18 protein-coding genes are annotated in these 23188 nt (G+C 33.5%); 13 read left to right on the top strand and 5 right to left on the bottom strand.

All coding sequences use genetic code 11. From position 1 onward, the window contains the following. The first annotated feature begins 330 nt into the window (after positions 1-330). Positions 331-1959 carry an APC family permease gene (locus tag AXG55_RS05925; RefSeq protein ID WP_148697209.1) on the top strand — a complete coding sequence of 543 codons (1629 nt, stop codon included), beginning with the start codon at positions 331-333 and terminating at the stop codon, positions 1957-1959. A gap of 77 nt (positions 1960-2036) precedes the next feature. Here the strand turns inward: AXG55_RS05925 and AXG55_RS05920 are convergent, their stop codons facing one another. The 4 genes from AXG55_RS05920 to AXG55_RS05905 are packed head-to-tail and all read right to left on the bottom strand — an operon-like array spanning position 2037 to position 5435. Beyond that, entirely contained in the window at positions 2037-2546 is a 510-nt protein-coding gene (locus tag AXG55_RS05920) for a hypothetical protein (RefSeq protein ID WP_148697208.1), read from the bottom strand. Then, on the bottom strand, positions 2543-3454 hold the full coding sequence (locus tag AXG55_RS05915) for a hypothetical protein (protein ID WP_148697207.1): 912 nt from the start codon (positions 3452-3454) through the stop codon (positions 2543-2545). Before AXG55_RS05915 ends, AXG55_RS05920 begins: the two co-directional genes overlap by 4 nt. Before the next feature lie 25 nt (positions 3455-3479). Continuing rightward, complete coding sequence (locus AXG55_RS05910; RefSeq protein ID WP_148697206.1) at positions 3480-4319, bottom strand: HDOD domain-containing protein; 840 nt, start codon at positions 4317-4319, stop codon at positions 3480-3482. An 18-nt stretch (positions 4320-4337) separates the two neighbouring features. Next, complete coding sequence (locus AXG55_RS05905) at positions 4338-5435, bottom strand: hypothetical protein (protein ID WP_148697205.1); 1098 nt, start codon at positions 5433-5435, stop codon at positions 4338-4340. Between the two features lie 33 nt (positions 5436-5468). Between AXG55_RS05905 and AXG55_RS05900 the strand changes: the two genes are divergently transcribed. From AXG55_RS05900 to AXG55_RS05885, 4 genes are all read left to right on the top strand, one after another. Beyond that, positions 5469-7544 carry an ATP-binding cassette domain-containing protein gene (locus AXG55_RS05900; protein ID WP_148697204.1) on the top strand — a complete coding sequence of 692 codons (2076 nt, stop codon included), beginning with the start codon at positions 5469-5471 and terminating at the stop codon, positions 7542-7544. Then, on the top strand, positions 7531-9354 hold the full coding sequence (locus AXG55_RS05895; protein ID WP_148697203.1) for an ATP-binding cassette domain-containing protein: 1824 nt from the start codon (positions 7531-7533) through the stop codon (positions 9352-9354). The genes AXG55_RS05900 and AXG55_RS05895 overlap by 14 nt, the downstream gene beginning before the upstream one ends. Before the next feature lie 22 nt (positions 9355-9376). After that, positions 9377-10999: a phosphoglycerate dehydrogenase gene (serA, locus tag AXG55_RS05890; protein ID WP_148697202.1), complete on the top strand. Its 1623-nt coding sequence runs from the start codon at positions 9377-9379 to the stop codon at positions 10997-10999. Positions 11000-11082: 83 nt separating this feature from the next. Further along, positions 11083-11796, top strand: coding sequence for a zinc ribbon domain-containing protein (locus tag AXG55_RS05885; RefSeq protein WP_233231411.1), 714 nt, complete (start codon positions 11083-11085; stop codon positions 11794-11796). A gap of 136 nt (positions 11797-11932) precedes the next feature. Here the strand turns inward: AXG55_RS05885 and AXG55_RS05880 are convergent, their stop codons facing one another. Continuing rightward, positions 11933-12577, bottom strand: coding sequence for a hypothetical protein (locus AXG55_RS05880; protein WP_148697200.1), 645 nt, complete (start codon positions 12575-12577; stop codon positions 11933-11935). A 569-nt stretch (positions 12578-13146) separates the two neighbouring features. Here AXG55_RS05880 and AXG55_RS05875 point away from each other — a divergent pair. The 8 genes from AXG55_RS05875 to AXG55_RS05840 all read left to right on the top strand — a co-directional run bounded on the left by AXG55_RS05875 (position 13147) and on the right by AXG55_RS05840 (position 23183). Then, a complete protein-coding gene (locus AXG55_RS05875) occupies positions 13147-14577 on the top strand; it encodes a glucose-6-phosphate isomerase (protein WP_148697199.1) in 1431 nt (476 codons plus the stop codon). Between the two features lie 33 nt (positions 14578-14610). After that, positions 14611-15522, top strand: coding sequence for an AAA family ATPase (locus AXG55_RS05870; protein WP_148697198.1), 912 nt, complete (start codon positions 14611-14613; stop codon positions 15520-15522). Positions 15523-15550: 28 nt separating this feature from the next. Further along, complete coding sequence (locus AXG55_RS05865) at positions 15551-17698, top strand: hypothetical protein (RefSeq protein ID WP_148697197.1); 2148 nt, start codon at positions 15551-15553, stop codon at positions 17696-17698. A gap of 5 nt (positions 17699-17703) precedes the next feature. Beyond that, positions 17704-19164 (top strand): M16 family metallopeptidase, encoded by a 1461-nt coding sequence (locus AXG55_RS05860; RefSeq protein ID WP_148697196.1) that lies wholly within the window; start codon positions 17704-17706, stop codon positions 19162-19164. A gap of 18 nt (positions 19165-19182) precedes the next feature. After that, positions 19183-20766 (top strand): M16 family metallopeptidase, encoded by a 1584-nt coding sequence (locus AXG55_RS05855; RefSeq protein WP_148697195.1) that lies wholly within the window; start codon positions 19183-19185, stop codon positions 20764-20766. Between the two features lie 13 nt (positions 20767-20779). Next, positions 20780-21085, top strand: a complete 306-nt coding sequence (locus AXG55_RS05850) for a hypothetical protein (RefSeq protein WP_148697194.1) — start codon at positions 20780-20782, stop codon at positions 21083-21085. A 199-nt stretch (positions 21086-21284) separates the two neighbouring features. Then, complete coding sequence (locus AXG55_RS05845) at positions 21285-22142, top strand: hypothetical protein (RefSeq protein WP_148697193.1); 858 nt, start codon at positions 21285-21287, stop codon at positions 22140-22142. Between the two features lie 114 nt (positions 22143-22256). Then, a complete protein-coding gene (locus AXG55_RS05840) occupies positions 22257-23183 on the top strand; it encodes a hypothetical protein (protein ID WP_148697192.1) in 927 nt (308 codons plus the stop codon). Positions 23184-23188: the final 5 nt, after the last annotated feature.

The following is a 23188-nucleotide window of genomic DNA, read 5'->3' as shown; positions in this document are numbered from 1 at the left end:
CAAATTTTAATTAAAAATATTTTTATTAAAAGATTAATAAAAATATATAAATTCAAAAATTGATCTTTTTCTCTTGCAGTGGCCTCATTTTTATTTTTGCTAAAAAATATTGCATTTTTTATTTTTAAGCTTTTGGTATGCTTTTAAAATACTCAAATAATATTTTGTTGCAAATTGCTCCAGAGGCTTAATTAATTTGACTAACCAGCAATAAAGAAATAAATGGGGAGGGTAAATAAATATCGGATTCCTAAATGGGAAGCTTCCTGCTAGCTTCCCGCGTAGATCCCTATCCATAATTTTTTTTTGCTCCGAAAGGTAAAATACACCATGAAACTTAAACGAAGTATTGGTTTATTTGGCATTATGTGTGCCAGTCTTGGTGGAATGGTCGGTTCAGGCTGGCTATTTGGCTCGTTATATGCCGCTCAAATGGCAGGTCCAGCATCCATCATATCATGGCTCATTGGCGGTTTCTGTATTATGTTCTTGGCGCTCACATTCGCCGAATTGACCGCGATGTTCCCCATCTCAGGTGGGGTTGCTGCCTTTCCCATTTTTACTCATGGCAAATTAGTAGGATTTATACTTACTTGGATTACCTGGATTACTTATGTGGTTTCTATTTCTCAAGAGGTTCAATCAACCATTTTGTATATGGGAAATAAATTCCCTTCACTCGTACAAAAAGTAAATGAAAACAATGTTTTCACCCCTTTTGGATATATGGCATGCTTTTTAACTATGCTCGTCCTCATTTTCTTAAATAGCTTTGGTGCCAAATTCCTCGCCAATGCAAATAACTTTATTAGTGTTTGGAAACTTTTAGTTCCTTTCGCTGTTGTCGTTGTATTTTTATTTACGTCACATAACTTCAGCAATATGGGCATTGGTTCTTCTTCGCCACACGAATTTGCTCCTAATGGTATTAATGGTATTTTTTCGGCAGTGGCATTAGCAGGTGTTGTTTACTCCTTTTGTGGATTCCAACATGCCGCTTTGCTTGCAGGAGAGTCAAAACGCCCCCAAAGAGACATCCCTCTTGCTCTTATTCTTTCCATTTTAATTGCGATTGCCCTTTATACTGGCCTTCAATACGCTTTCATTACGGCTCTTCCCGAAAGCGCCCTCGCAAATGGTTGGAAAAGTATTTCTTTTGTGGGTGATTCGGGTCCCCTTGCTGGCCTAGCTGCTTCTTTAGGAGTCATTTGGCTTGTCACTGTTCTTTATATTGATGCCGTTATTTCCCCATTTGGAACAGGCGTATTGTATGTTGCTTCAAGTGCAAGAATTGTTCAAACTATGAGCCAATCTGGAAATTCACCAAAGTTTTTTGCAAAAATTTCGAAATCCGGAATTCCAATGCGTGCCATTTTTTTAAATCTTGTCGTATCCATGCTTGCCTTTCTTCCCTTCAGTGGATGGAAAGCCATTGTTTCTTTCCTTTCGTCTGCCTTAATTTTCTCTTTTGCAGTAGGTCCTATCTGCCTTATTGCTTTAAGAAAGCAACAACCTGAAAGAAGAAGACCCTTTAACCTTCCTTTTTACAAAGTATTTGCATTTATTGCCTTTTACGTCTGTAACCTTATGATCTACTGGTCAGGTTGGAATGTGATTTGGAAACTAGGCGTCACTGTCATCACGGGGTTTGTTGTCTTTGTCATTTCAAATTACTTAAGCAGAAATACTCTCGATCCTGAACATGTTGCTACAAAACTCGACTTTAAATGCGCATGGTGGCTCATCCCTTATATGCTTATATTCTGTGTCATTTCATACTATAGTTCCTTTGAAGGAGGCCAACATCTGATTCCTAACGGTTGGGATTTCCTTGTGGTCGCTGTATTTAGTTTACTCATATTTATACTATCCGTTAAATTCTGCTTACCTAAAGCAGAATCAGATAAAAACACAGCTTCTATTCTTGCTAAAAAAGGCAACACAAACTGTTGTTCATAAAAAATAGTTTAAATATTTGAAAAGGATCGTAATTTTTTTACGATCCTTTTATTTTGTAATGAATCTTAAATGAGTTTCTATAAAAAATAGACAAAATTAATTTCAGGCGCAATTTGCGAACTTCCGAACATATATCCCATAATAACACCAAACATAAAATCTAATTTTCGAGTTATTGTCCATCTAAAACCAGGAACAACTCCCCAAATAATATCATTATAATTATTTGAAGATGATGTGTTTGGATTGATTTCAACTGATTCATAACCAGTTAAAGCTCCTAAATAAAAACTATTTAAATGATTAGGATATAAAAAATAATTTAATCTAAATTGCGTTTGCCAGCCTATAATATTGGGGTCTAAATTTCGTGTACTATAGTAACTTCCCGAAAGTGCCAATTGAATATGCGAAGTAGCAAAAGCGGAAATACCTGCAGAATAAACACCAAATAGAGGTCCAAGAATATTTATAGAAAAACTATAGTATTTAAAATTTTCATTTATATCTTCAGCATAAATTGGTTTTGACTTCAATGAAAAAAAAATGAGACTTAAAATGATAAAAAAGATTTTAAAAATTTTCATAAAGATTCACCATATTTTTCAATTTTAGTCATTAAAGATGCAGTTTCTTTATTAGGAATAAATTCATCATTCTCTAATTTAAAAACCAAATTATGACTTCCCGATAATGCGGTGGGTTCACAACCAATAATTTCAAGAGATGCTGAAAAAGTTTTATCATTCTCACGAAGAGGATTTCCAAATGAAGATTGTAAATCTTTGTCACACTTTTCTTGAGTTGTCATATCTGCTGAAAATAATATTCTTTGCTCAGCATTTGTTTCGCGCAAGCGCATTTGAACAAGTTCTTGCTTTGTATTTATATTATTAATCGAAGTTCTTTTTGCAATAAAAATAAAAAAACCGTTACTATCCTTATATTCTAATGGCTTTTTATCAAAATACACACCTTGAAATGCCGCTTTCCTTTGCCATCCTCCATATCCTTTGCGCAGAACAAGAGACACTCCATTGTTTTCATTATCCGTACAACCTTTCATAAATACCACAGCTTCTTCATCTTCTTTTTTGAAAACTTTACCCCGACTATCTGAAAAATATTCAAATTTATTATCACTAGAATCATTACTTAAATATTTAGGGCAAAAATTACAGCCTGTAAAATTATCGAAAAATTTTTCTTTGATTTCTTTTCCACAAATTGGTAAATAAACCTCAGCATTTGTAAAGTGAAGAGTATTATCTATTTTTTTAGGTTTAACAGGAGTAGGAACGGGCTGAGCTTTTTTTGCAACAACTTTTTTATTGACATCAAGATAACGATTTAACGCAGGATAAGTACTGACTAACTTTTCTTTTCCTAAATCGGTTAATGATTTAAAATCTTTTGGCATAAAATAATACATAGCAACAAGAGCTAATATTGTTGGAAGGAATAAAATTATTAAAAAAAGTAAAAATTTCTTCATAGTTTAGTTTTACATCATTAAAAAATTAAAAAAACTGCAATTGTTGTGTAACTAACTTAACAGTTTTTCCTACATCTTGATTATTGATACCAAGTTTATCTAATTCTACGGTATTAACTCTCGTTTCCCTCGTATAGTTAACAAAGGCATTACCAAAGCGATGAGCAATTGTATCCGAAAGCATTAAAATATTGATTGCTTTATTTTGTTCACTTGATAAATTTTTAGGTCTATAATTTTCATCCGTATGATGATATCTGATTAACAAAATCACTTCTTTTGGAAGCTGCCATTTTTGTAGTAAAGTCTCTCCTAAAATTTCGTGGGATTCAATTTTCAAACTTTTTTCAGAACTGTGAAAATCCATTTTGTCATTTAAACATTTTTCTGTGACCTGTTTCATTATATTTTTTTCTGATATTGCCCTTACAAGCAGTCCCACATCATGAAGCAGTCCTGCCACCAATAAATCGGAAAGTGGGGAGTAATTTACAATCTTCCCTATCTCAAATGCAAGCTGTGAGACCCAAGAGCAATGCTTTGTAAATGATTTTACATTAAAAAAATCGATGGCATCAAATTCAAATAATTTTTCAATGGAATATTTAATTAATATTTGCATGAGTGAACTTAAACCAATGCGTGTCACCCCCACTTTTAAATCACTAGTAGGTTGCCCCATAGAATAAAGTGTAGAATTAGCCATTTTTAAAATACTAGAGGCAATGCCAGCATCTTTTTGAGCTAATACAGCAAGTTTAGAGATATCGGCATCAGTACTATACATCTGAGCAAGGCATTCACGCACGGCATCGGGAATAGAAGGAAGTTTGATATCTTTTTGAGAATTTGATTCGTGATTCATAAATAAAAAATTTCTCCCTTATTGTAAAAACTTCAGCCAATTTTGCTCCAGCTCCATTGCAGAAGCACAATAAGCACTCATTTGAAATGGTGCTCCCCATGCAATTAAAGATGATAAAGGCAAAGGCTCCATTCCATGATCAGTACAGACTTCTGCAAATTCAAGAGGTTTTATGTCATTAAATAACAGATTATGAAATTCGCATTTTAAAAGGAGAATGGGATAAAATAAATTTGATTCCAACCAATGAAATCGCCCTCGTTTTGAAGTTCCATGCGCAAGTAAAAAAACTCTTTCCGCATTTAAAGCACTTTTTTCTGAGAGATAAAGATTTTCGCATAGTAAATCTTTTTTCCCATTTTTCAAAAATTCATGAGTTTCCTGGAGAGCATCTTCAATATGCTGAAATTCATGAACAACCAATGCGGCTTCAAATAAATCAAAATCTTCCACTTTTGAAATAAAAATATGATTTTTATGACCCACTCCTACAACTGAGAAGTGTCTATCAATTTTATCAATAAAGTGAACTGAAAAATCGGGTTTTGCTTTCTTTCCAAAAAAGTAATCTTCGATATCAGATAGCGAAAACTTTTTATGAGTTAAAGATCCCAAGGGAGAAAGAATAAGTTTCCAATCGGAAAAAATCAGATGAAAGATGTCATCAATATAATTTTTTGGAATTCCATATACTGTTTCCATAAAGAAAGACAAAAAGATTCGAATAGAATTTGATTCTTTTTGTAAAGGTTGATTCCAAATATCAGCTAAATGTTTTAAAACCTGATAATGATTACATGGTTTTGAATAACAATTTTCTTTGTTTTTTTGATTATAATTTATTTTTTCAAGGGAATTTTTTAACAAAAACAAATCAGTTTTTTCTCTTGAGGAGTTATTTTTTTTTTGTAAAGTTTTATAAATCCAAGAATAATAGCGACTCACTATTAGTTGAAAATTTTGTTTTTCTTCATTGATTGTTTTAATATATTGGTTTATTACTGTTTGAGCGGCAATCATTTTTTGTAAATAACTATGTTCGTACTGAGTCAAGCAATCAAGCTCTGCTTTAGAGGTGAGTGTTGATATTTCATTTAAATCAAAAAATAAATTCACACCAAATCTCTCCCAATTTATCGAGGTCATAACTTGATACAAAATAAAACAACACTATGGCAAAAATTTTCTTTTTCTGACGTCACTTCCTTAATGAAAAAACTAGGAAAAAGAGCTGCAGAAAAAAATGATTTGAATTCTGTTCCTTTTGTTAATAAAACTATAGCAGAAAAAAATACATATCCCAATTTAGAAAATGCTGTTGTTTCCTTAAGAAAATCTCCATTACTTTCTGTATTGGAATATGAAAAAAAACAACTTATAGCTATGTTTTTCATTCACCTCTCCGATGTCATCATATCCCTTATGTCAGCATTGGCAGCCATTCAGTTGTTACGTAGTTTTGAAAGTCCTTCTTCTAATTTTAGATTTATCAGTTTATTCTACCAGGATCCTTCCACAAATGAAAAGATGCTGTTTGCAATAAGCTTAGCTTTGGTAATTTTTTTGCTTAATATTTTAGCAGCAAGTTTGCATGCCCAAAAAATTGAGAAAGAAATGCTCCTTTTTTGGAGAATCCCTTTTAACTTAATGAAATATATGTACACGCATCTTTTAAATATTTGTAAAAAAGACCGAGTCTTGTTTCAGGCGGGTGACCTGACAAATATGGCACAAAATGACACGCGCTTTTTAGGAAGCTACATGTCACATGCTATGATTGATTTCCCCGTTCTGATTGTCTCTTGCGCTCTCGTCATGACAATGATGGTTTTTTTCCTGGGAAAAATAGCCTGGCTTGGTTTTTCCGTAATTTGTTTACAAATTCCCATATCGTTATTTTTCACTTGGCTAGGAAACAAGCTTCATCACGAAATGATGAAAAGAGGAGATATTCGACTGCAATTGGTAACAGAATGGGTACAAGGTATGCGTCTCATCCGTTACTTTGGTTGGGGAAATCATTTTAAAAATGAGATCAATCAAGCAGCACTTTCAGAATATAAACAAGATCTCAAAATAACTGTAAAATACAGTATCGCTTTTGCTATCACCCACAATTGGTGGATGGTGGTAAGCAGTGCTATTTTTGCAGGAATGGTTTATTTTAATGGTCAAAAAGAAGCTTCTACCATATTTGCAGCCATTTGGTTATCGGGAATTTTAGGACAACAAATTACGCCGCTACCTTGGTTTGTAAATGCTTGGTCACAAGCTGTTATTGCTTCCAACCGATTAAAAAAATTTTATAAAGCAAAAACCCAATCAGAAGAATTTTTACATCATATTCCTGAAAAAAACGATAAAGAAACCGAAATTTTAATTCAAAAAATTCTAAGTAAAGAAAAAAATTTAGACATATCTGTTTCATTTTCTCTTAAAAATGTTTCGTTAAAATTTTCAGAATTGGAACCTTATGTCATTCAAAATGTCACAGTTGAAATTCCTGCTCAACAAACCGTGGCTCTTGTAGGGCCAGTGGCCTCAGGAAAATCTTTACTCATTCAAATTATTATGGGAGATATTTTCCCAACTTCAGGAGAGGTTCTTTATAAAATAGAAGTCAAAAATTACAATAGTAAAAATCATATTATTAAAGGTAATGTACATACAGAATTAGGTATTTCATTGTTAAGATCTTTTCAAAGTTATGTGCCACAAGAAGCCTTTATTATGAGCAGCTCCATTCGCGAAAATATTCCATTAATATATAAAAAATCCGATACAAATTATGTTAGTGATAAAGATATTATCAATTCTCTATATGCCGCAAGTTTTCAATCTGATTTAGACAATCTTGAACATGGCTTGGAAACTGAAATTGGTGAACGGGGAGTTAATTTATCTGGCGGTCAAAAACAAAGAGTCAGTTTATCCCGAAGCGCATTTACGAATTCAAGTTTAATTTTACTCGACGACCCCTTGAGCGCTGTTGACTTCAATACAGAAAAAGAAATTGTGCAAAATATTTTTAAAGGTGATTGGGGAAAAAACAAAACCATTATTTGGTCGACCCATAGGCTCGATTATCTCTATCTTGCAAATACTATTATTTTTATTGAAGATGGAAAAGTTTTAGAAATGGGACCATACAATCAATTAACTGAAAATAAAAACTCTCGTTTAAATCAATTTATATTAGGTTTAAAACACTATGGAAGAAACTAAAAGTTTTATATCAAAAGAAAAAAGAGAAGAAGGAAAAATTGGAATTTCTCTTTTTTACCGGTATTTTAGTTCCATGCAAGGTGTAAAATTCTTTGCTCCTATCATTTTTATTATTTTATTTATCTCAAGTTTTAAGGATAGTGCCTTTCGCTATTTTGTTTCTTTATGGGTTGATGATTGCAGTAAAATAAATTGTTCCCAAGGTTTTTTCTTAGAAAATTCGATTCGCAGTGGGCTACAGCAAGCGACTCCACTTCATTTAACATTATTTTTTTTGGGATTTTGTTTCACTACAATTTCTTTACTTGCTCTCAATTGGATAACAATTATCGGATTTTTAGCAAATGGAGCACGTATTTTACATGATCAAATGGTCGAAAGCTTTTCTAATGTTCGTGTTACTTTTATGGATGAAAATCCTTCCGGTCGTTTAATTAGAAGATTTAGTGGCGACTATACCCAGGCCAAAGATGAGATACCAGGAGTTTTTGCAGATATTGTTAGTTCTTTAGTAGAATTAACTATAATAGTTTTTATTGTATTAATCAAAGCTCCTTTGGCTATTTTTTCTATACTTCCTTGTACTTTTTTCTATTATCAAGTTCAATCCACATTTAAAGCAGCATCAAGAGAAATTCAACGCTATACTAAAGTATTAGAATCTCCTATTTGGAGTTTGTTTACAGAATCCGTAGTAGGATATCAAACCATTCGAGCTTATGGAAAAACCAATGAATTTATCAATCATTTAAGTACAATTTCGGAAGATTTTGCAAAAGCATCCTTATTGCAAAGTCGATTTTTACGATGGCTTAATTTAAGACTCAAATTTATTTCTGAATGTTTTTCTCTTTCTATAGGTATTATTACAATATATTTTTTATCGCAAAATAAAATCGGAGTTGGCCAAGCTGGTTTTTTAATAAGCTTGACCATAGGTCTTGATGCCATGATGCAATGGTTAACGCGCAGTTTATCTTTAATTGAATCGAAAATGGTTTGTATTGAAAGAATTATTGAATATAAAAATTTACCTTCAGAGCATCCTTCTCATTCTGCTACTTTGGATAAAATCCCTGAAAAATGGCCTCGTCTTGGCGAAGTCATTATTAAAAATTTATCTGCTTCCTATAGAAAGGATTTACCCATTATTCTTCATAATTTAAATATTAAATTTGAAGCGGGAAAAAAAATTGGAGTTATTGGCCGCACGGGTGCAGGAAAAAGCACATTGTTTCAAGCTTTTTATCGTATGATTTACTTTCATACAGGACAAATTATTATTGACGGAGTTGATATTACCCAAATTCCGTTGCATGAAGCACGCCAAATTTTTGCAATTGTCCCTCAAGAGCCGCATTTGTTTTCAGGAACATTAAAATATAATTTAGACCGCACGGGAAAATTTACTGATGAAGAAATTTGGCAGGCATTAAAAGAAGTTCAACTTGCAAAATATGTGGAAACCCTTCCAGGACAGTTAAATTATCTCATTGCCGAAAGGGGTGGAAATTTTTCTGTAGGACAGAGACAACTCTTATGCATGGCAAGAGCGATATTAAGTAACTCTAAAATTATTCTGATGGATGAAGCAACGGCAAGTGTTGATTTGGAAACAGAATCCTTAATTCAAATCGCAATGAAAAAAGCCTTTGCAAATAAAACCACAATTGTAATCGCACACAGATTAGATACCATTCATAACGCAGACTTTGTTGTTGTACTTGGCAATGGACAACTCCTCGATTATGGTGAATCAGAAAAAGTCCTTTCAAAATTAGGAGAGGGTCTTTATTCTCATTTAACTTAAAAAGAATAGGAATTGAGGAATAATGGAAAAGTCAGTAAAAATTCTAATTACGGGAAAGCTTCATGATGTGGCTCTCCAACTTCTTAAAAACCAGCCCCCCGAATTAGCTGTTACTGAACCTCTTGAAATTGTTTACTTACCCGACGCTCCCCGGGATGTCATTTTAAAGGAAATCGAAAATACAAATGTGCTTATCAGCCGCTCGGAAACCGACGTCGATGCCCCTTTGCTTCGTGCTGCTAAAAAATTAAGCGTAGTAGCAAGAGCCGCCGTTGGATACGGCAATATTGATTGCGATATGGCTACAGAACTCGGCATACTTGTTGTCAATACTCCAGGTAAAAATACCAATTCCGCGGCAGAACTCACACTTGGTTTGCTCCTTTCTTTATTGCGTAAAATTCCAGCAGCTCATCAAAGCACCAGCGCAGGAGGATGGAATCGCCATCATTTTACGGGCATAGAACTGGGAGGAAAAACCATTGGTATTGTAGGATTAGGTAACGTAGGCCACAGAGTTGCTAAATTTGCCAAAGGTTTTGACATGCGGGTTATTTGTTATGACCCCTATATTTCTGATGAAGTTTTCCGTAAAAACCAAGCAGAACGCAAAAATACATTAGAAGAATTATTAGCTGATTGCGATATTTTATCGGTTCATGTTCCCTTAAATAAAGAAACAAAGAGCATGATCCGCGAAGTAGAACTTAAAAAAATGCGCAAAGGATCTTTTGTGCTCAATGCCGCTCGTGGGGGTATTATTAATGAAAAAGATCTCTTAAAAACCTTACATGAAGGCTATATTGCGGGTGCCGGCATTGATACATTTGAAAATGAACCTAACCCGCTGAAGGAGCTTATTTCGCATCCTAACGTCATTGTATCACCACACATAGGGGCAAGTACCCTAGAGGCACAATACCGCATTGGTGAAACCATTGCGATTCAAGTTTTGAAATCCTTGCGCGGTGAAATTGTTGATTATCCTGTTAATTTACCTCATGTTTCCATTCTAGGATCAGGAGATCTTCGTCAATTTTCGGTATTAACCGAAAAAACTTCTCTTGTAGCAGCACAAATCTTTGATTTTCACCCTGCCATTCTAAAATTAACCGTAAACGCCAACGTGAATAAAGAAGATCTGCAAATATTAAAATTATCTTGCCTGAAGGGATTTTTATCCCATGTTTCCGATGAATTTGTTTCCTATGTAAATGCGGAACGTTTGCTAGCAAAAAGAGGTATTCAATTTGAAATTGAGCTTAAAAATACGCTCACTTCAAAAAATGAGCTGTTAATTGAAGTTTTTGGCACGGGAACAAATGAAAAAATCTCTGTAGGTTCAGTACTTTACGATGGAAAATTTGCTCGTCTCTGTTCTATTAATGATTTCATTTTTGAAATTGAACCCGAAGGCGATCTCATCGTCATGCAAAATCATGATCGACCCGGTGTTATTGGGGATGTGGGGACTTACCTTGCAAAAAATAAAGTAAATATTGCGCAATTTGAGCTCTCGCGCAATCGCAGAGGCGGCATGGCTATGAGTTTGATTCGCGTGGATGGCGAACTTGAAACCAAAGTCATTGACGATTTTAGAAAACTTCCAAATTTGATATCTGCTAAACTTGTAAGTGGCCTTTAATTCAATATTTTAGGCATTGAAAAAAAAATAACGCTATGATAAATAGAGAAGTTGCCTCTTTTTGTCTCACAAGGAGATCCCCTTTGAATCCAAGTTATGAAATTATTGAACAATTATATCGACTCGACATTGACTCGGGGCTTGTCACTCAAGACCAACGAGCGGCTCAAAAAGAACTTTCTGAATTGGCTAAAAAATCACGCTTAAGTGAAGAAATAATTGCCAAAACACGTACAGATATGTCTTTCCATGAAGCAGATCTCCGTCGTTTATATAAAAAACTTGATGATCTCGAAGAACGCAAAGCAGAGCGTTCCGCGCGCCTCTTTGCAGCTAAAAATGACGACGATCACCGCAGTTTAAAACGTGAACTCGATCACGTCGAACGCGAAATCCGCGATACGCAACGCAAGGCTGATGAAACAGAAAGTCGCATCGAGCAATCGAAATCTCTGTTTCACAAAGCAGAAGGTGAACTCTCAGCATCGACAAATGCTTCCGAAGGAGAGCGCCGCAAAGCTCAAGAAGCGGAAAATAACTCCGCTGGTCGCTTAAATGAAATCAATAAGGTTCGTGACTCTTACCTTTCTCGTTTGGACGATCGCATTGCGCAACATTATATTCGTGTTGCTAAAATTACTCGCAATCCCAACGGCCCTATTTGCCGCGTTTCCGAAAGAGCTTGTGGCAACTGCCGCATTGGGCTTTCACCGCAAATTTTAAATAATATTGCCCGCGGAAAATCTATTGAATTTTGTCCGAACTGCTCGCATTTATTATTACCAAATAATAATTAATTCTTTTTAAGAAATATTAAAAGAGGGACTTAAGCTCACACTTAAATCCCTCTTTTTTTTATATAGCTCTCTAATAATGGTTGTAAATTTAAATATAAATTAACAACCACTGTAACTATAATTTATTGCATAAATTTTAGTTAATTTTGAATATTCTGCAATGGCTTTCATTTTTAGTATCCGTTATTACTTCAAGTTTATCATCGACTGCTGCGGGGATAACTTCGACAGATTCAGTACTTGTGACACCATCAACAGAATAAACTGAAGCGCTTAAATTTATAGAAGAAGGCAGTATTTCGCACATTTTCACAGTATCATGTGAAACTCGAGTGTATTCATATTTGTCTTTTGAGTTTGTTTCAAAATCAGCGCACATTTTATGAGCAACCGCTAAGTCGTCTTCATATCCTTGAGATTCTTCTAATATGCTATCCGCAACTAGGGCAATTTTTCCTTTATTTTCATCGCCATCAAGTTTAACTCCAATTGAGCAAACAATTTTCTTATCACCAATTGATTGAGTTGCTTTAGCTTTAGTAAATTCATTAAATTTATTCGCGCTGAAGTCAAAATTAATTTTATGGGCAATTTTTTTGTCATTGTCTAGATTATCATCCAACTGATTTTCATATGCCCAAAGACCTAATAAGCCTTTATTTTCTAAGGTAGTTTCCTCTTTATTATCATTATTTTTACTATTAGAATTTCCACTATTTTTACAAGAAACAATAGCCAAAGAGAGGACTGCAATACTTAAAGATTTTGTAACTAATGACATACTATAATACCTTACTATAAATATAGTTAAAAAAAACCTTCAACACTTCGCTGAAAGGCACACATATAAGTTCTTTAAATATATTCTCAACGCCCATATAACAATAAATAAATGATTACTTAATTATTACAATTTGATTACAAAAATAACTTTATATATTTAACAATTAGTAAATCAATGTCTACCAGAATGAGGTTTGTTTTTTATAGACAGATTTTTACTATGTCTAGTATAATTTATATAAGCAATGAACTTCACTTGATTCTTTAATATTATCAGAAGAATTTTTAACCTTATTATTATTTCAATAATTATTAATAATTATATATAAAAAATAAATATAAATATGTTAATAATACATGATATTTTAAAGTCATTAAATATAATAATAAATACAAACTATTGATAAAATTAAAATATATCTTTCTTAAATATAACCATTTGATTCGAAAATATTTTTTCCCTAAATAGGGAGCTCCCATTGCAAATAGAGTTTTCCTGTGTGAATTATAGATTTGTTTGTTTTGAACGAAATTTTCGATACTTAAGCTCTATGGGAGTTTCCATTTATGTCTCAAGAAAAACGCCTCGTATTAGACTGGACCAAAGTTCATGACGTATTTCCTATTGAAAAACACCTTTCTCAAGAAACAAATCATCTTTTAGCAGCTAAAAAAGCTTTAATTTCAGGAAAGGGAAAAAGCCCTGAATTCACTGGCTGGGTAGATTATGTAAAAGAAGAAAGCCCTATCCAGTTAAATGCGATTAAACAAACCGTGGAAACCATATGCAGCCACTCCGATGCCGTTGTTGTTGTTGGCATAGGCGGAAGCCTTCTCGGAACAAAAGCCGTGTATGAGGCCTTAACACATTCGTATGCCTTGATAAATCAAGAGACATTTCATCGCCGGCCCGTGTTATTTTGGGCGGGTCACCATATTGCCCTAGATGAGCTTGCAGAACTTCTCGATGCCCTCGACAGCTATACACCAAGCCTCATTGTTGTTTCTAAATCCGGAGGCACGACCGAACCTGCCCTCGCCTTTCGCGTTTTAAAACAATACCTTGATGACCGTTTTGGCGCCGACGAAGCGGCTCACCGTATTTTTGCTATCACAGATCCGAGTGATGGTACCTTATTAAAAATTGCAAAAGAAAATAATTATCCTTATTTCCCCATTCCAAAAAATGTAGGCGGTCGTTACTCTATTTTTACTCCCGTTGGATTGTTACCTTTAGCTATTGCTGGAATTAACGTAACTGAATTTGTTACAGGAGCTCAGCAAGCTTTTGAAGATTGCACTTCAGATAAAAATCATTCTCTCGAAACAAATCCAGCATTATGCTACGCAGGAATTCGCAATATTCTTTATGCGAATAAATTTAAAATTGAATCCCTATGCACTTGGACTCCTAAAGCACGCGGCATTGCCGAATGGTGGAAACAATTATTTGGCGAAAGCGATGGAAAAGAAAACACAGGATTATTTCCAACCAGCGCTAACTTCACAACCGATTTACATTCTTTAGGACAATACTTTCAAGATGGGGAACGCCATATTTTTGCAACACATATTCGTATTATAGATGAATATTCCTTACTCAAGGGTTCTCTCAAAAGAAAAATCAAAATTCCACATTCTACTTTAAATGATGGATTTGATTTTTTAACGGGACACGATCTTTCTTATGTACAAAATGAAGCACAGCAAGGAACTTTTTTAGCACATTCAGACGGTAAAGTACCAACTCTCATTTGGGAAGTTCCCGAATTAAATGCGTGGTGGCTTGGTTATTGGATGTATGTTAATATGTTAGCTTGTGGCATTGGCGGTTATGCGCGCGGCATTAATCCTTTTGATCAACCAGGTGTTGAGGACTACAAAAATAACATGTTTGCTCTCATGGGAAAACCCGGTTATGCTGATAAGGCTGCTCAGATTAGAGGCAGATTAAACACAGGTAATCGTTTGCGTTCCCTGGGGCTTACGAGCAAGTAAAATAATTTGAGAGCCCACTTAGAAGGGAAGAGAATGAGTTCCAATATTCATGTCGATAAAGAAAAAGATCTTGCAAAAATTGGGAATATTACTGTTCGGCTTGCTAAAGAATATGAAGTTCCCGCACATTGGATGGGAAATGATCTCGCATCACATCAATTAAGAGCCGCTTGGCTTCGCATGAGTGATGAAGATCTTCCCATGAATCCCAGATTGGTGGGAAAACCGGGAGTGGGAAAAACCACACTTGCCGTAGCCGTAGCCAAAGAATTAAAATACCCTGTTTACTTAATGCAAGGTACAAGTGATACACGCCCCGACGACCTTATCATCACGCCCGTCATCACGGAAGGAAAACAAATTTCCTATGTGGCCAGCCCTCTCGTTACAGCAATGCTTTTAGGGGGAGTTTGTATTCTCGACGAAGGTAACAGAATGTCAGAAAAGAGTTGGGCGAGTTTGGCTTCGCTTCTCGATCACCGCCGTTACGTTGACTCCGTAATTGCAGGCGTACGCATTCACGCCCATCCTGAATTTCGTTTTGTAACAACAATGAATGATGACTCCAGTGTTTATGATCTCCCCGAATATATTCAAAGCAGATTAAATCCACAAATATTTTTGGATTTTGCCGATGTTGAAACAGAGGCGCGTATCATTCGCTACACTGTGCCCTATATAGAAGATAATTTACTTTTAATTCTTGTGAATTTCTTATCATTATCACATAAATATGAAGAAACTTATTCTGTAAGAGATGGCATTCAAATTGCAAAATACGCGCAAAGATTAAGATCTTTGGACAGCAATCTCACTCTTCCAAGAGCGTTAAAATCAAGTGTTTTTGCTATACTAGGCGAGGATGCCCTGAAATATTTTCCAACTGATGAGCAATTGCAAAACGAACAACACTCTTCAGCAAGACCCAATTTAAGACCCGTTTAAGTAAGTAACAATACAGAGTGAAAACAAAATGAGTCCATTAAAAAATATTATAAATATTTCAAAATATTTTTGTTTTGAATTTGATCACAATTTATTAGAACACTCAAATCTTAAAGAAGATTTTATTGGATGGGAATATTCCATTGGAAATCTTCGAATGCCATTATTAAAAGAATATTTTCCAAATTGTGATGTTTCTTTTTTCCCAATCACAAAAACAAGTCTACAAGAAAATTGTATTATTAAAAATATTGATTTATTAGAAAATGAATTTTCTAACTTAAAAAAAACACATATTCTTGTTGATTGGCCTGAAGAATTTAATAATTTATTACCGCAAATTTTAAAAAGTTTTCCACATTGCGTCACTCTAAATTCAAAAGAAGTCATTGAAACAGAAGATTGTTTAATTTCAAATGAAGAAAATCTATTATCGCAAATGGAAATGAATCCTGTTACTTTTATGGAACCTTTTGATAGCAAACGCTATCTTTTAAAAGTTCTTCAAAATAAAAGTTTAAATATCCACTGCGTCGGAGGTTTTGAAAATTGTTTACAATGGCAATTATTTGAACAAGCAACCTCAAAATCCATAGTTCCTCCTGAATTGATTCTTCCAGGAGCAATAACAACATGGCTTCAAAAAAACTTTTCCAGTCCAATTCATCCCGCAACCTTAAAAAATGAATACTTAATTCATAATATTTCAAATTCATGTAAAAACATGATTCAATTTATTCAAAATCATGCTGGTGAAAAAATTCTTATCATTTGTGGATATGAATTATTAAAACAATTTGAAATGCAAATCGCAAATAAAATAGAAACAGGAACATTACACGATTTCTTAGAAGAAAAAATTATTTCTTTCCATGATGCAAAATTAAAACACAATACAAAGCAATTGATTTTATGCCAACCTTCCATCGATTCTTGTTGCGAATATATGAATTTAACAGGATTTTTCGCAAAGGATCTGTTAAAGGAAAAGAATACAATATTAAATTGGATCAATTTTGCAAAAAAAAGTTATGCTGAAGCATTTTTAAGAACTTCAGAAAAATACGACAATTGGACTAAACTCAAAATAAGTGCGAGTCAAGAAAGAGATTACTTTAGATTTTCATACCGACTTGCTTATGATAAAAATTTATTATTCCCAAATATTTTTGATATGCTTTTAGCAGCAACTTCAGTCATTGATTCTAACTTTGCCTATGAATTATTAAAAGAGTGCAAAAACATACCGACAAATGCTTTATTTGCGAGCACGCTTCAACAAATTCATTTACCATTATCACGTTTTTTCAAAAAGACATCAAAAATAAGTATACAAAAATTTGAGACCATTCAAAGTTCTAAAAAAATTACAAAATCAAAAATAAAGTCGGTTGATAAAATAAAGCAACACTCAAAAACCCCGCCAGTAGATGAAGAAAAATACGCTGATAACAGTTGGATCCATGAAGATCATCCTTATTCGTGCTCCTTTCCAAGTGAAGATATTTTTATGGAACGTCTAGCTTTAAATATTAAAAAAAATATGCGAGATAAAGTGCGTTCACAAGAAATTATTCATCAAGAACTCCAAGCCGATTTTTGTGATGGACTCGATATTCGTGAAACAATACGAAATTGGCATAAAGAAAAAATTATAATAAAAGACAAACTCAATACAGGAAAAGCAGATATTGGTGCCGTTATATTTAGTTTTGCAGAACCAATAAAAGATGACTTTTATTCATGGAAATCATATTGGCTTGCCGAACAACATGACGATAGCAATTTAATGTTTTATGCCACACCCTTTAAAGATAATTTAATTGGACCTGGCATTGCAAAAAGTGAATTTGGCGGATTTGCAGTAATTCCGCTACCAAGCTCTATAGAAAGTCCTTGGAATAATCCCTTTATTCTTCACTATGCACAAAATGCAACAGAATGTTTAATTTTAGCAGGAGCATTATCTACAAATCATAGAAGTATTTTATTTATTTCAAATCATCCTCCTTCTCAACATATTTCAAAAATTCTTAAACAAAGTAGAAAAAATATAATCTACGCAAAATTAGACGAATTTCCTCAAGAAGACATTAGACTCGTACGTACATTTCATATTCTTGCCGAAGCAGGAGTTAGAAATTACGCGCAAAAGTACATTAGAAAGGATTCATAAAGTATATGCCCTCTCAAAATTGTTTAAAATTAGCTCATCGTTTGGCATCTTGTTTTATTAAATTTGGATTGCCCTCAGTTATTTCAATTGCGACATGCTCTTCCTATGCTGTTCAGACCGAACCTAAATTAGTACAAACGGCTCCTATTATTCCAGGATCAACCATTCATGCTCATAAATATCAATTTTCAAATGGATTGAAATTAATTATTGTGCCTGACAAACGCAATCCTGTCGCTACTATTCACTTTATTCTCGATGCAGGAAGTAACAGAGAATATAAAGGAACAACGGGTCTTGCACATTTTTTTGAACATATGATGTTTCGAAAAACAGAAGGTGTGCCAGAAGGAAACTTTGATCGCGTTTTAAACTCCTTTGGAGGCAGTGGCAATGCAGGAACAAATGATTCCTTTGTAACTTTTTATACAACTTTTCCTGGTCCTGCCTTAGAATCTATGCTGAAATTAGAGTCCGCTCGCTTTCAGCATTTAGACATAACTGACCCCTATTATTCTATTGAAAAAGGCGCTGTTATTTCTGAAAGAAAATTGCGGATTGAAAATGACCCCTTATCACGAAGCGGTGAAATTTTAAAAGCCATAACGGAACGCGACACAACGATGGAATGGTTGCCTATTGGTACTAAAGAAGATGTTGAAAATATGAGCGTTGAAGCAGCTAAAACATTTTATAAAAACTTTTACACTCCTGATAATACTTTAATGGTTATTGGAGGGCCTTTTGAACCTAAAAATGTCGCTAATTTAGTACAAAAATATTTTGGAAGTTGGGAAGGTAAACTTAAAATACAGCATTCCAAATTACCCTCTGATTACTTTACGAGAGACTTAGGTAAAAATTTTATTTGTAGTGCCCCTATTTTTACTAAAAAATATAAAATAGTTTATCCTTCTGACAATTCAAATATGAAAACAATTATTTACTCTATTATATTTCAATCATTATTAGATGACAATATAAATGGCACATTTGAAAGAAGATTGGTAAAAGAAAATTTAGCCACCGATTTTAGTTTTTATAAAATATATTGGCAAAATCAAAGCAATCCCATCGTAGCTAATTTTTCTTTATCGAAAAGTCAAAAATTTGAAACTGTTCAAGCATTTTGGCTAAAAGGTGTTGAAGAGGTATTTAAAAAACCTATTACCGATAAAATAAGAAGACAAATCCTGAAGCAATTAGCGGTTTCAAATGCAGAAACTGCCGAAAAAATGACTGGTTTAGTGAATACAATATTAGATAATACTTTTTTTCTAAATGATTTTAATGCTTCTGGACAAGCTGAAAAGATTGTAAAAAGCGTTACAACGGAAAATTTTAGACAATGGCTCAAGGAAAGTCTCAACGGAAATAAATTTTATGTTACAGGAATAGTTCCTCCAGGTGAAGCTCCAAGCTGTTCCGATCTCTATTCTGATTTTCAAAAAAACATGAAAAAATAAGTAACAAGGACAAATGAAATGTATAAATTAAATAAATTTAAACTACTTAAAAATATATCTTATTTATGTTTTATGAGCGCTTCTTTTAACACTCTCGCTTATGCACAAGATTCATTACAAAGCAGCCGTCCCATCATATTTTCAAAACCTACAGAACTCAACTGGCGCTCCATTAATTGGCCAAGCATCAATTACTCCCGAATTCCTGTAGATGGAGGAGCTGCAATCTATAGTCTGCCAAGCGAATCCGCTCTAAAATTTAAAATTAATTTTACTTTTCCTGGTGGAGTTTATTCTCTACCAAAAGAAGACAGACCCGCTTATGGTGCACTTATCGACATGCTTATTTTGGGCGGTATTGGGAATTTAAGTTTTGATGAATTACAAAATTATACAACAGAATATGGAATTAATTTAAAAGCATCATTAATGCCAAATGGGCAATTAATTATTTCAGCTGATGCGCTCAGCTCTGATTTTAGCAGAGTATTAGATTTATTAACAGACATGATCTTAAAGCCGCGCTTTGATAAAAAAGCTCTTCCCCTTTGGAAGCAACAATCTACAGATGCTTTTAAAAACTTACTCGATGCTAATACAATCGAAAAACAATACCGATTTATTGATCAACAGTCTTATTCCATTGTATTTGGAGAAAATCATTATTTTACTTCTATTATAGAAAGAGCTTCACCCGCTGTAATAAGTAAAGTAACAGACGAAAAAGTGAAAGAGCTTTATAAAAAAGAAATTAGTAAAAATGGATTAAACGTATTTCTTTCTGGTTCATATACTCAAAAAGATCTTGATTCTGTTAAAAATTTAATTTCTAAAATTCCTTATTTAGAACCTTCTGTTCGGACTTGGTTACCTTCTCGGGATATTGAAGCATATAAAGGGAATAAAATTAGAACTGAAATCATTACCAAACCCGACATGAGTCAATGTAACATTTCGTTACGTTACTATTTTCCTAAATTAGGTAAATTAAATTCTATTGAAACAACTCAATATGATATATTAGAAGAAATTTTTTCTTCTAATGGAGGTGTTGTTGGTGGCGATCGCTTTTCTAAAGCTTTAAGAGCAAAATCAGGTATTAGTTATTCTCCTCACGCTTACTTTAATGATACGGTTCTATTTCCAAATACGGATATTGGTTTATTTAATCTCTCATTCCAAAGCCCCAATGAACGTATCGCTGAAGCCATTCAACTTGCAACAAAAACGTGGGATGATTTTCTTAAAAATGGAATTACGCAAGAAGAATTAGATAATACAAGAACAGCTCTAATCAATAGAATGCTAACAAGTGAATCCACGGTATTTAATAAATCTGATGAAATTATGATGCAAATAAATCGTGGGAATCTGCCTAGCATCAATCCCATAGAATTTAATCTTGCAAAATTGGATAAGCAAAGAAATTTAAAAAACGTGAACGACACACTAAAAAAACTAGCCGATCAAGCTATCGTTCCCGTCCTTGTCATTATGGGAAATCCTAACGCAGAGCAAATAAATCAACTTAAGAATTTAGACAATATTGATATAATTGCTATTAATGATCTTGAAGCATTAGCAAAGCCGTATAATAAATAAAAGGAGTTAAATCATGATTAAAGAGTTTTCTGTATCAGCATCATCTGCAAATGATTTTGTAAAAAAAGTAACAGATTCCTTATCAACGAGAGAACTCGGAAAGATTGCGAGTATTTCTTTATCTGGCGAAAATGTGATTATTTGCTTTTCTAAATTAGGGAAAAGTGAAGTTATTTTTACTTTAAAATCTACTGAAAATGGTTTTCAATGCATTCATAAATCTGAAAAAATTTCTTTTACTCATAAAGCTTTTCGTTCCGATATTGAAAATAAACTTTCTAAAGTCCTTGAATCAAATGGTGCTATTGTAAATTCGTAAAATTTATAAATTATGAATAATTTAAAAAATAAATTTAATTTAAATTATTTCAAAAAGTTTAAAAATCAATTATTAAAATTTATCTTTCAAGAATAAAACTAAATAATAATAATTACTTATAATATTTGCCTTCACAGATTTCTTTCTGTTACTATCCAACCGGATTATTTTTCAAATGTTCAAAAAAGGATTCTACTCTATGAAAAAATGGGCAATAGCACTCATAGCATTGGTATCTATAAGCAGCTGCGGAAAAGTAACAAATGAAGATAATATTGGTACAAATAATTTTGAAATGTTGACGCTTAAGAAGAAACCTAAGTCGAAAAAATATAATTCATATCCTTTTAGTGCATCAAATGAAACTGCAAAGATATCTATGAATGTTGATGTCAATTGCCCCAATGGACTTCCTGGATCTAATCCATGGATTGAAAGAAATTTAACTCTCGGTGTTGGCTCAAAATCTGGTATAAGTATTATTAAAAATAAAAAATGTTATATTACAATTAATAGCTTTGTTAATGCAAAGTCAATAGCATATAAGCCTGTTAATAATCCCGCCATTCTTGAAATAAATGAAATTGGAGATGCAGAAGCAGGTAGTGTTAAGGCAGACTATATCTCAACAGATGCTAGCCCTGTTACCGAAACGTTATATGTCTATGCTGAAAATTATGAACTAGCAGTTATTGAAAATTCTCCTTATCCCATATTCAGTACATTTGGAATTATTTACTCTGCGAATCCTTCAAGAAAAATTAAAGCTCAAGCAAATCAAACTCAAACTGTTACAATTTCAATTCAACCTATGTCAGGTAATATTATTAAATCACTTACAGCTACTATGGTAGAGTATTCCAAACCTACAAATGATTGGGTTATAGATAAATTAGATAACTGCAAATCATTCACAGATTTATGCACTGTCACTTTAAAATTCTCTCCTAAAATAATTTATAACAATAATACTGCAGAACTTCTTGTCTCTTATAAAGATCCTTTAGGAAAAACTCAGTCAACTCGAATTGGTTTTACTTTTTCATCCGAGAAATAAATTTTACGGAAAAGATTGTTTTTTTTTTTTTTTTATAGTAGAAGTTCTGCGAACCCTTTTGTTACCTAACCTTTGTCAAGTAATTAAAAATACTTGTAAATTTTGGAGAATTCTATGAAAAAAATCATTGCATTAGCCTCTGCTGTTATTTTAATTTCAGGTTGTAATAGAAAGTTTAATTCGGATACTGTTAATGGAAATTCTACAGACATTACACCTACACCAGCAAAGATAAATGTTACGTTGAAAAGAATGGCTTCACCTGCAACTGCTAACTTTACAAGCATCGTTGTTGATGTAGTTTGCCCTAAAGCGCTACCTGGAGGGAATGATTGGTCTGAAAAAGATGTAAACATAAATGCAAGCAGCTCTACTTTTCAAATTGTATCAGGCTTTGCTTGTAATGTTTCTTTAAAATCTTATAAAGATACAAGTGGAATTATTTATACTGTAAAAAGTTCCCCATTGGTCATTAATATTGACGCTTCAGGTTTGGCTCCTATAACAGAAGCGATTTCTTACATAAAAACACTTCCAGATAACAGTGTTGATCCATCTCCATGGTATTTTGCCGCAGCTTCTCCAACACCATTTGGCATAATTCTAAATTATGGCACCGATCCTACTTCTGTTACAAATGCTCTCGCTAATAGTAATACTAGTATGATTCCAACAAATGTTATTCAAGCGGGTCCTGGTGCAGCAGCTCCTATCGCCACTCCCTTTAATTTAGAAAAAACCCAAAGAAATGATGGCAAAGCTGATTATTCCTTGTTAGGTACGGTATCAGGCGCCAAAAAGTGTCAAATTTTCCCAGCAGCCAGCGTGCCTGATTTTAGTTACAATACAGTTAATAACTTAATGAACGCAAGTACAGGTACAGATTGTCCAGCAAATATGTTATCTGGAAATCAAGGTAACTGGAACTCCTTCAATAACGCTGGAAATCAAGTAATTATCTGGGGTAATAAAGAAGACGATAAAGAATATTTAGGCTACATTTATCTTACAATACTTGCTCAAACACCACTAGCTCCATAACTAAA

Source organism: Silvanigrella aquatica, assembly GCF_001907975.1.
In the GTDB taxonomy this organism is placed as follows: domain Bacteria; phylum Bdellovibrionota_B; class Oligoflexia; order Silvanigrellales; family Silvanigrellaceae; genus Silvanigrella; species Silvanigrella aquatica.
Note: the sequence above shows the minus strand (reverse complement) of the source record. Positions and strands in the feature narration are given on the sequence as shown.

What these genes read in the sequence shown, in the direction of transcription:
- AXG55_RS05925 (WP_148697209.1), top strand. Translation starts at nt 331, where the DNA reads ATGAAACTTAAACGAAGTATTGGTTTATTTGGCATTATGTGTGCCAGT.
- AXG55_RS05920 (WP_148697208.1), bottom strand. Translation starts at nt 2,546, where the DNA reads ATGAAAATTTTTAAAATCTTTTTTATCATTTTAAGTCTCATTTTTTTT.
- AXG55_RS05915 (WP_148697207.1), bottom strand. Translation starts at nt 3,454, where the DNA reads ATGAAGAAATTTTTACTTTTTTTAATAATTTTATTCCTTCCAACAATA.
- AXG55_RS05910 (WP_148697206.1), bottom strand. Translation starts at nt 4,319, where the DNA reads ATGAATCACGAATCAAATTCTCAAAAAGATATCAAACTTCCTTCTATT.
- AXG55_RS05895 (WP_148697203.1), top strand. Translation starts at nt 7,531, where the DNA reads ATGGAAGAAACTAAAAGTTTTATATCAAAAGAAAAAAGAGAAGAAGGA.
- serA (WP_148697202.1), top strand. Translation starts at nt 9,377, where the DNA reads ATGGAAAAGTCAGTAAAAATTCTAATTACGGGAAAGCTTCATGATGTG.
- AXG55_RS05880 (WP_148697200.1), bottom strand. Translation starts at nt 12,577, where the DNA reads ATGTCATTAGTTACAAAATCTTTAAGTATTGCAGTCCTCTCTTTGGCT.
- AXG55_RS05875 (WP_148697199.1), top strand. Translation starts at nt 13,147, where the DNA reads ATGTCTCAAGAAAAACGCCTCGTATTAGACTGGACCAAAGTTCATGAC.
- AXG55_RS05870 (WP_148697198.1), top strand. Translation starts at nt 14,611, where the DNA reads ATGAGTTCCAATATTCATGTCGATAAAGAAAAAGATCTTGCAAAAATT.
- AXG55_RS05865 (WP_148697197.1), top strand. Translation starts at nt 15,551, where the DNA reads ATGAGTCCATTAAAAAATATTATAAATATTTCAAAATATTTTTGTTTT.
- AXG55_RS05860 (WP_148697196.1), top strand. Translation starts at nt 17,704, where the DNA reads ATGCCCTCTCAAAATTGTTTAAAATTAGCTCATCGTTTGGCATCTTGT.
- AXG55_RS05855 (WP_148697195.1), top strand. Translation starts at nt 19,183, where the DNA reads ATGTATAAATTAAATAAATTTAAACTACTTAAAAATATATCTTATTTA.
- AXG55_RS05850 (WP_148697194.1), top strand. Translation starts at nt 20,780, where the DNA reads ATGATTAAAGAGTTTTCTGTATCAGCATCATCTGCAAATGATTTTGTA.
- AXG55_RS05845 (WP_148697193.1), top strand. Translation starts at nt 21,285, where the DNA reads ATGAAAAAATGGGCAATAGCACTCATAGCATTGGTATCTATAAGCAGC.
- AXG55_RS05840 (WP_148697192.1), top strand. Translation starts at nt 22,257, where the DNA reads ATGAAAAAAATCATTGCATTAGCCTCTGCTGTTATTTTAATTTCAGGT.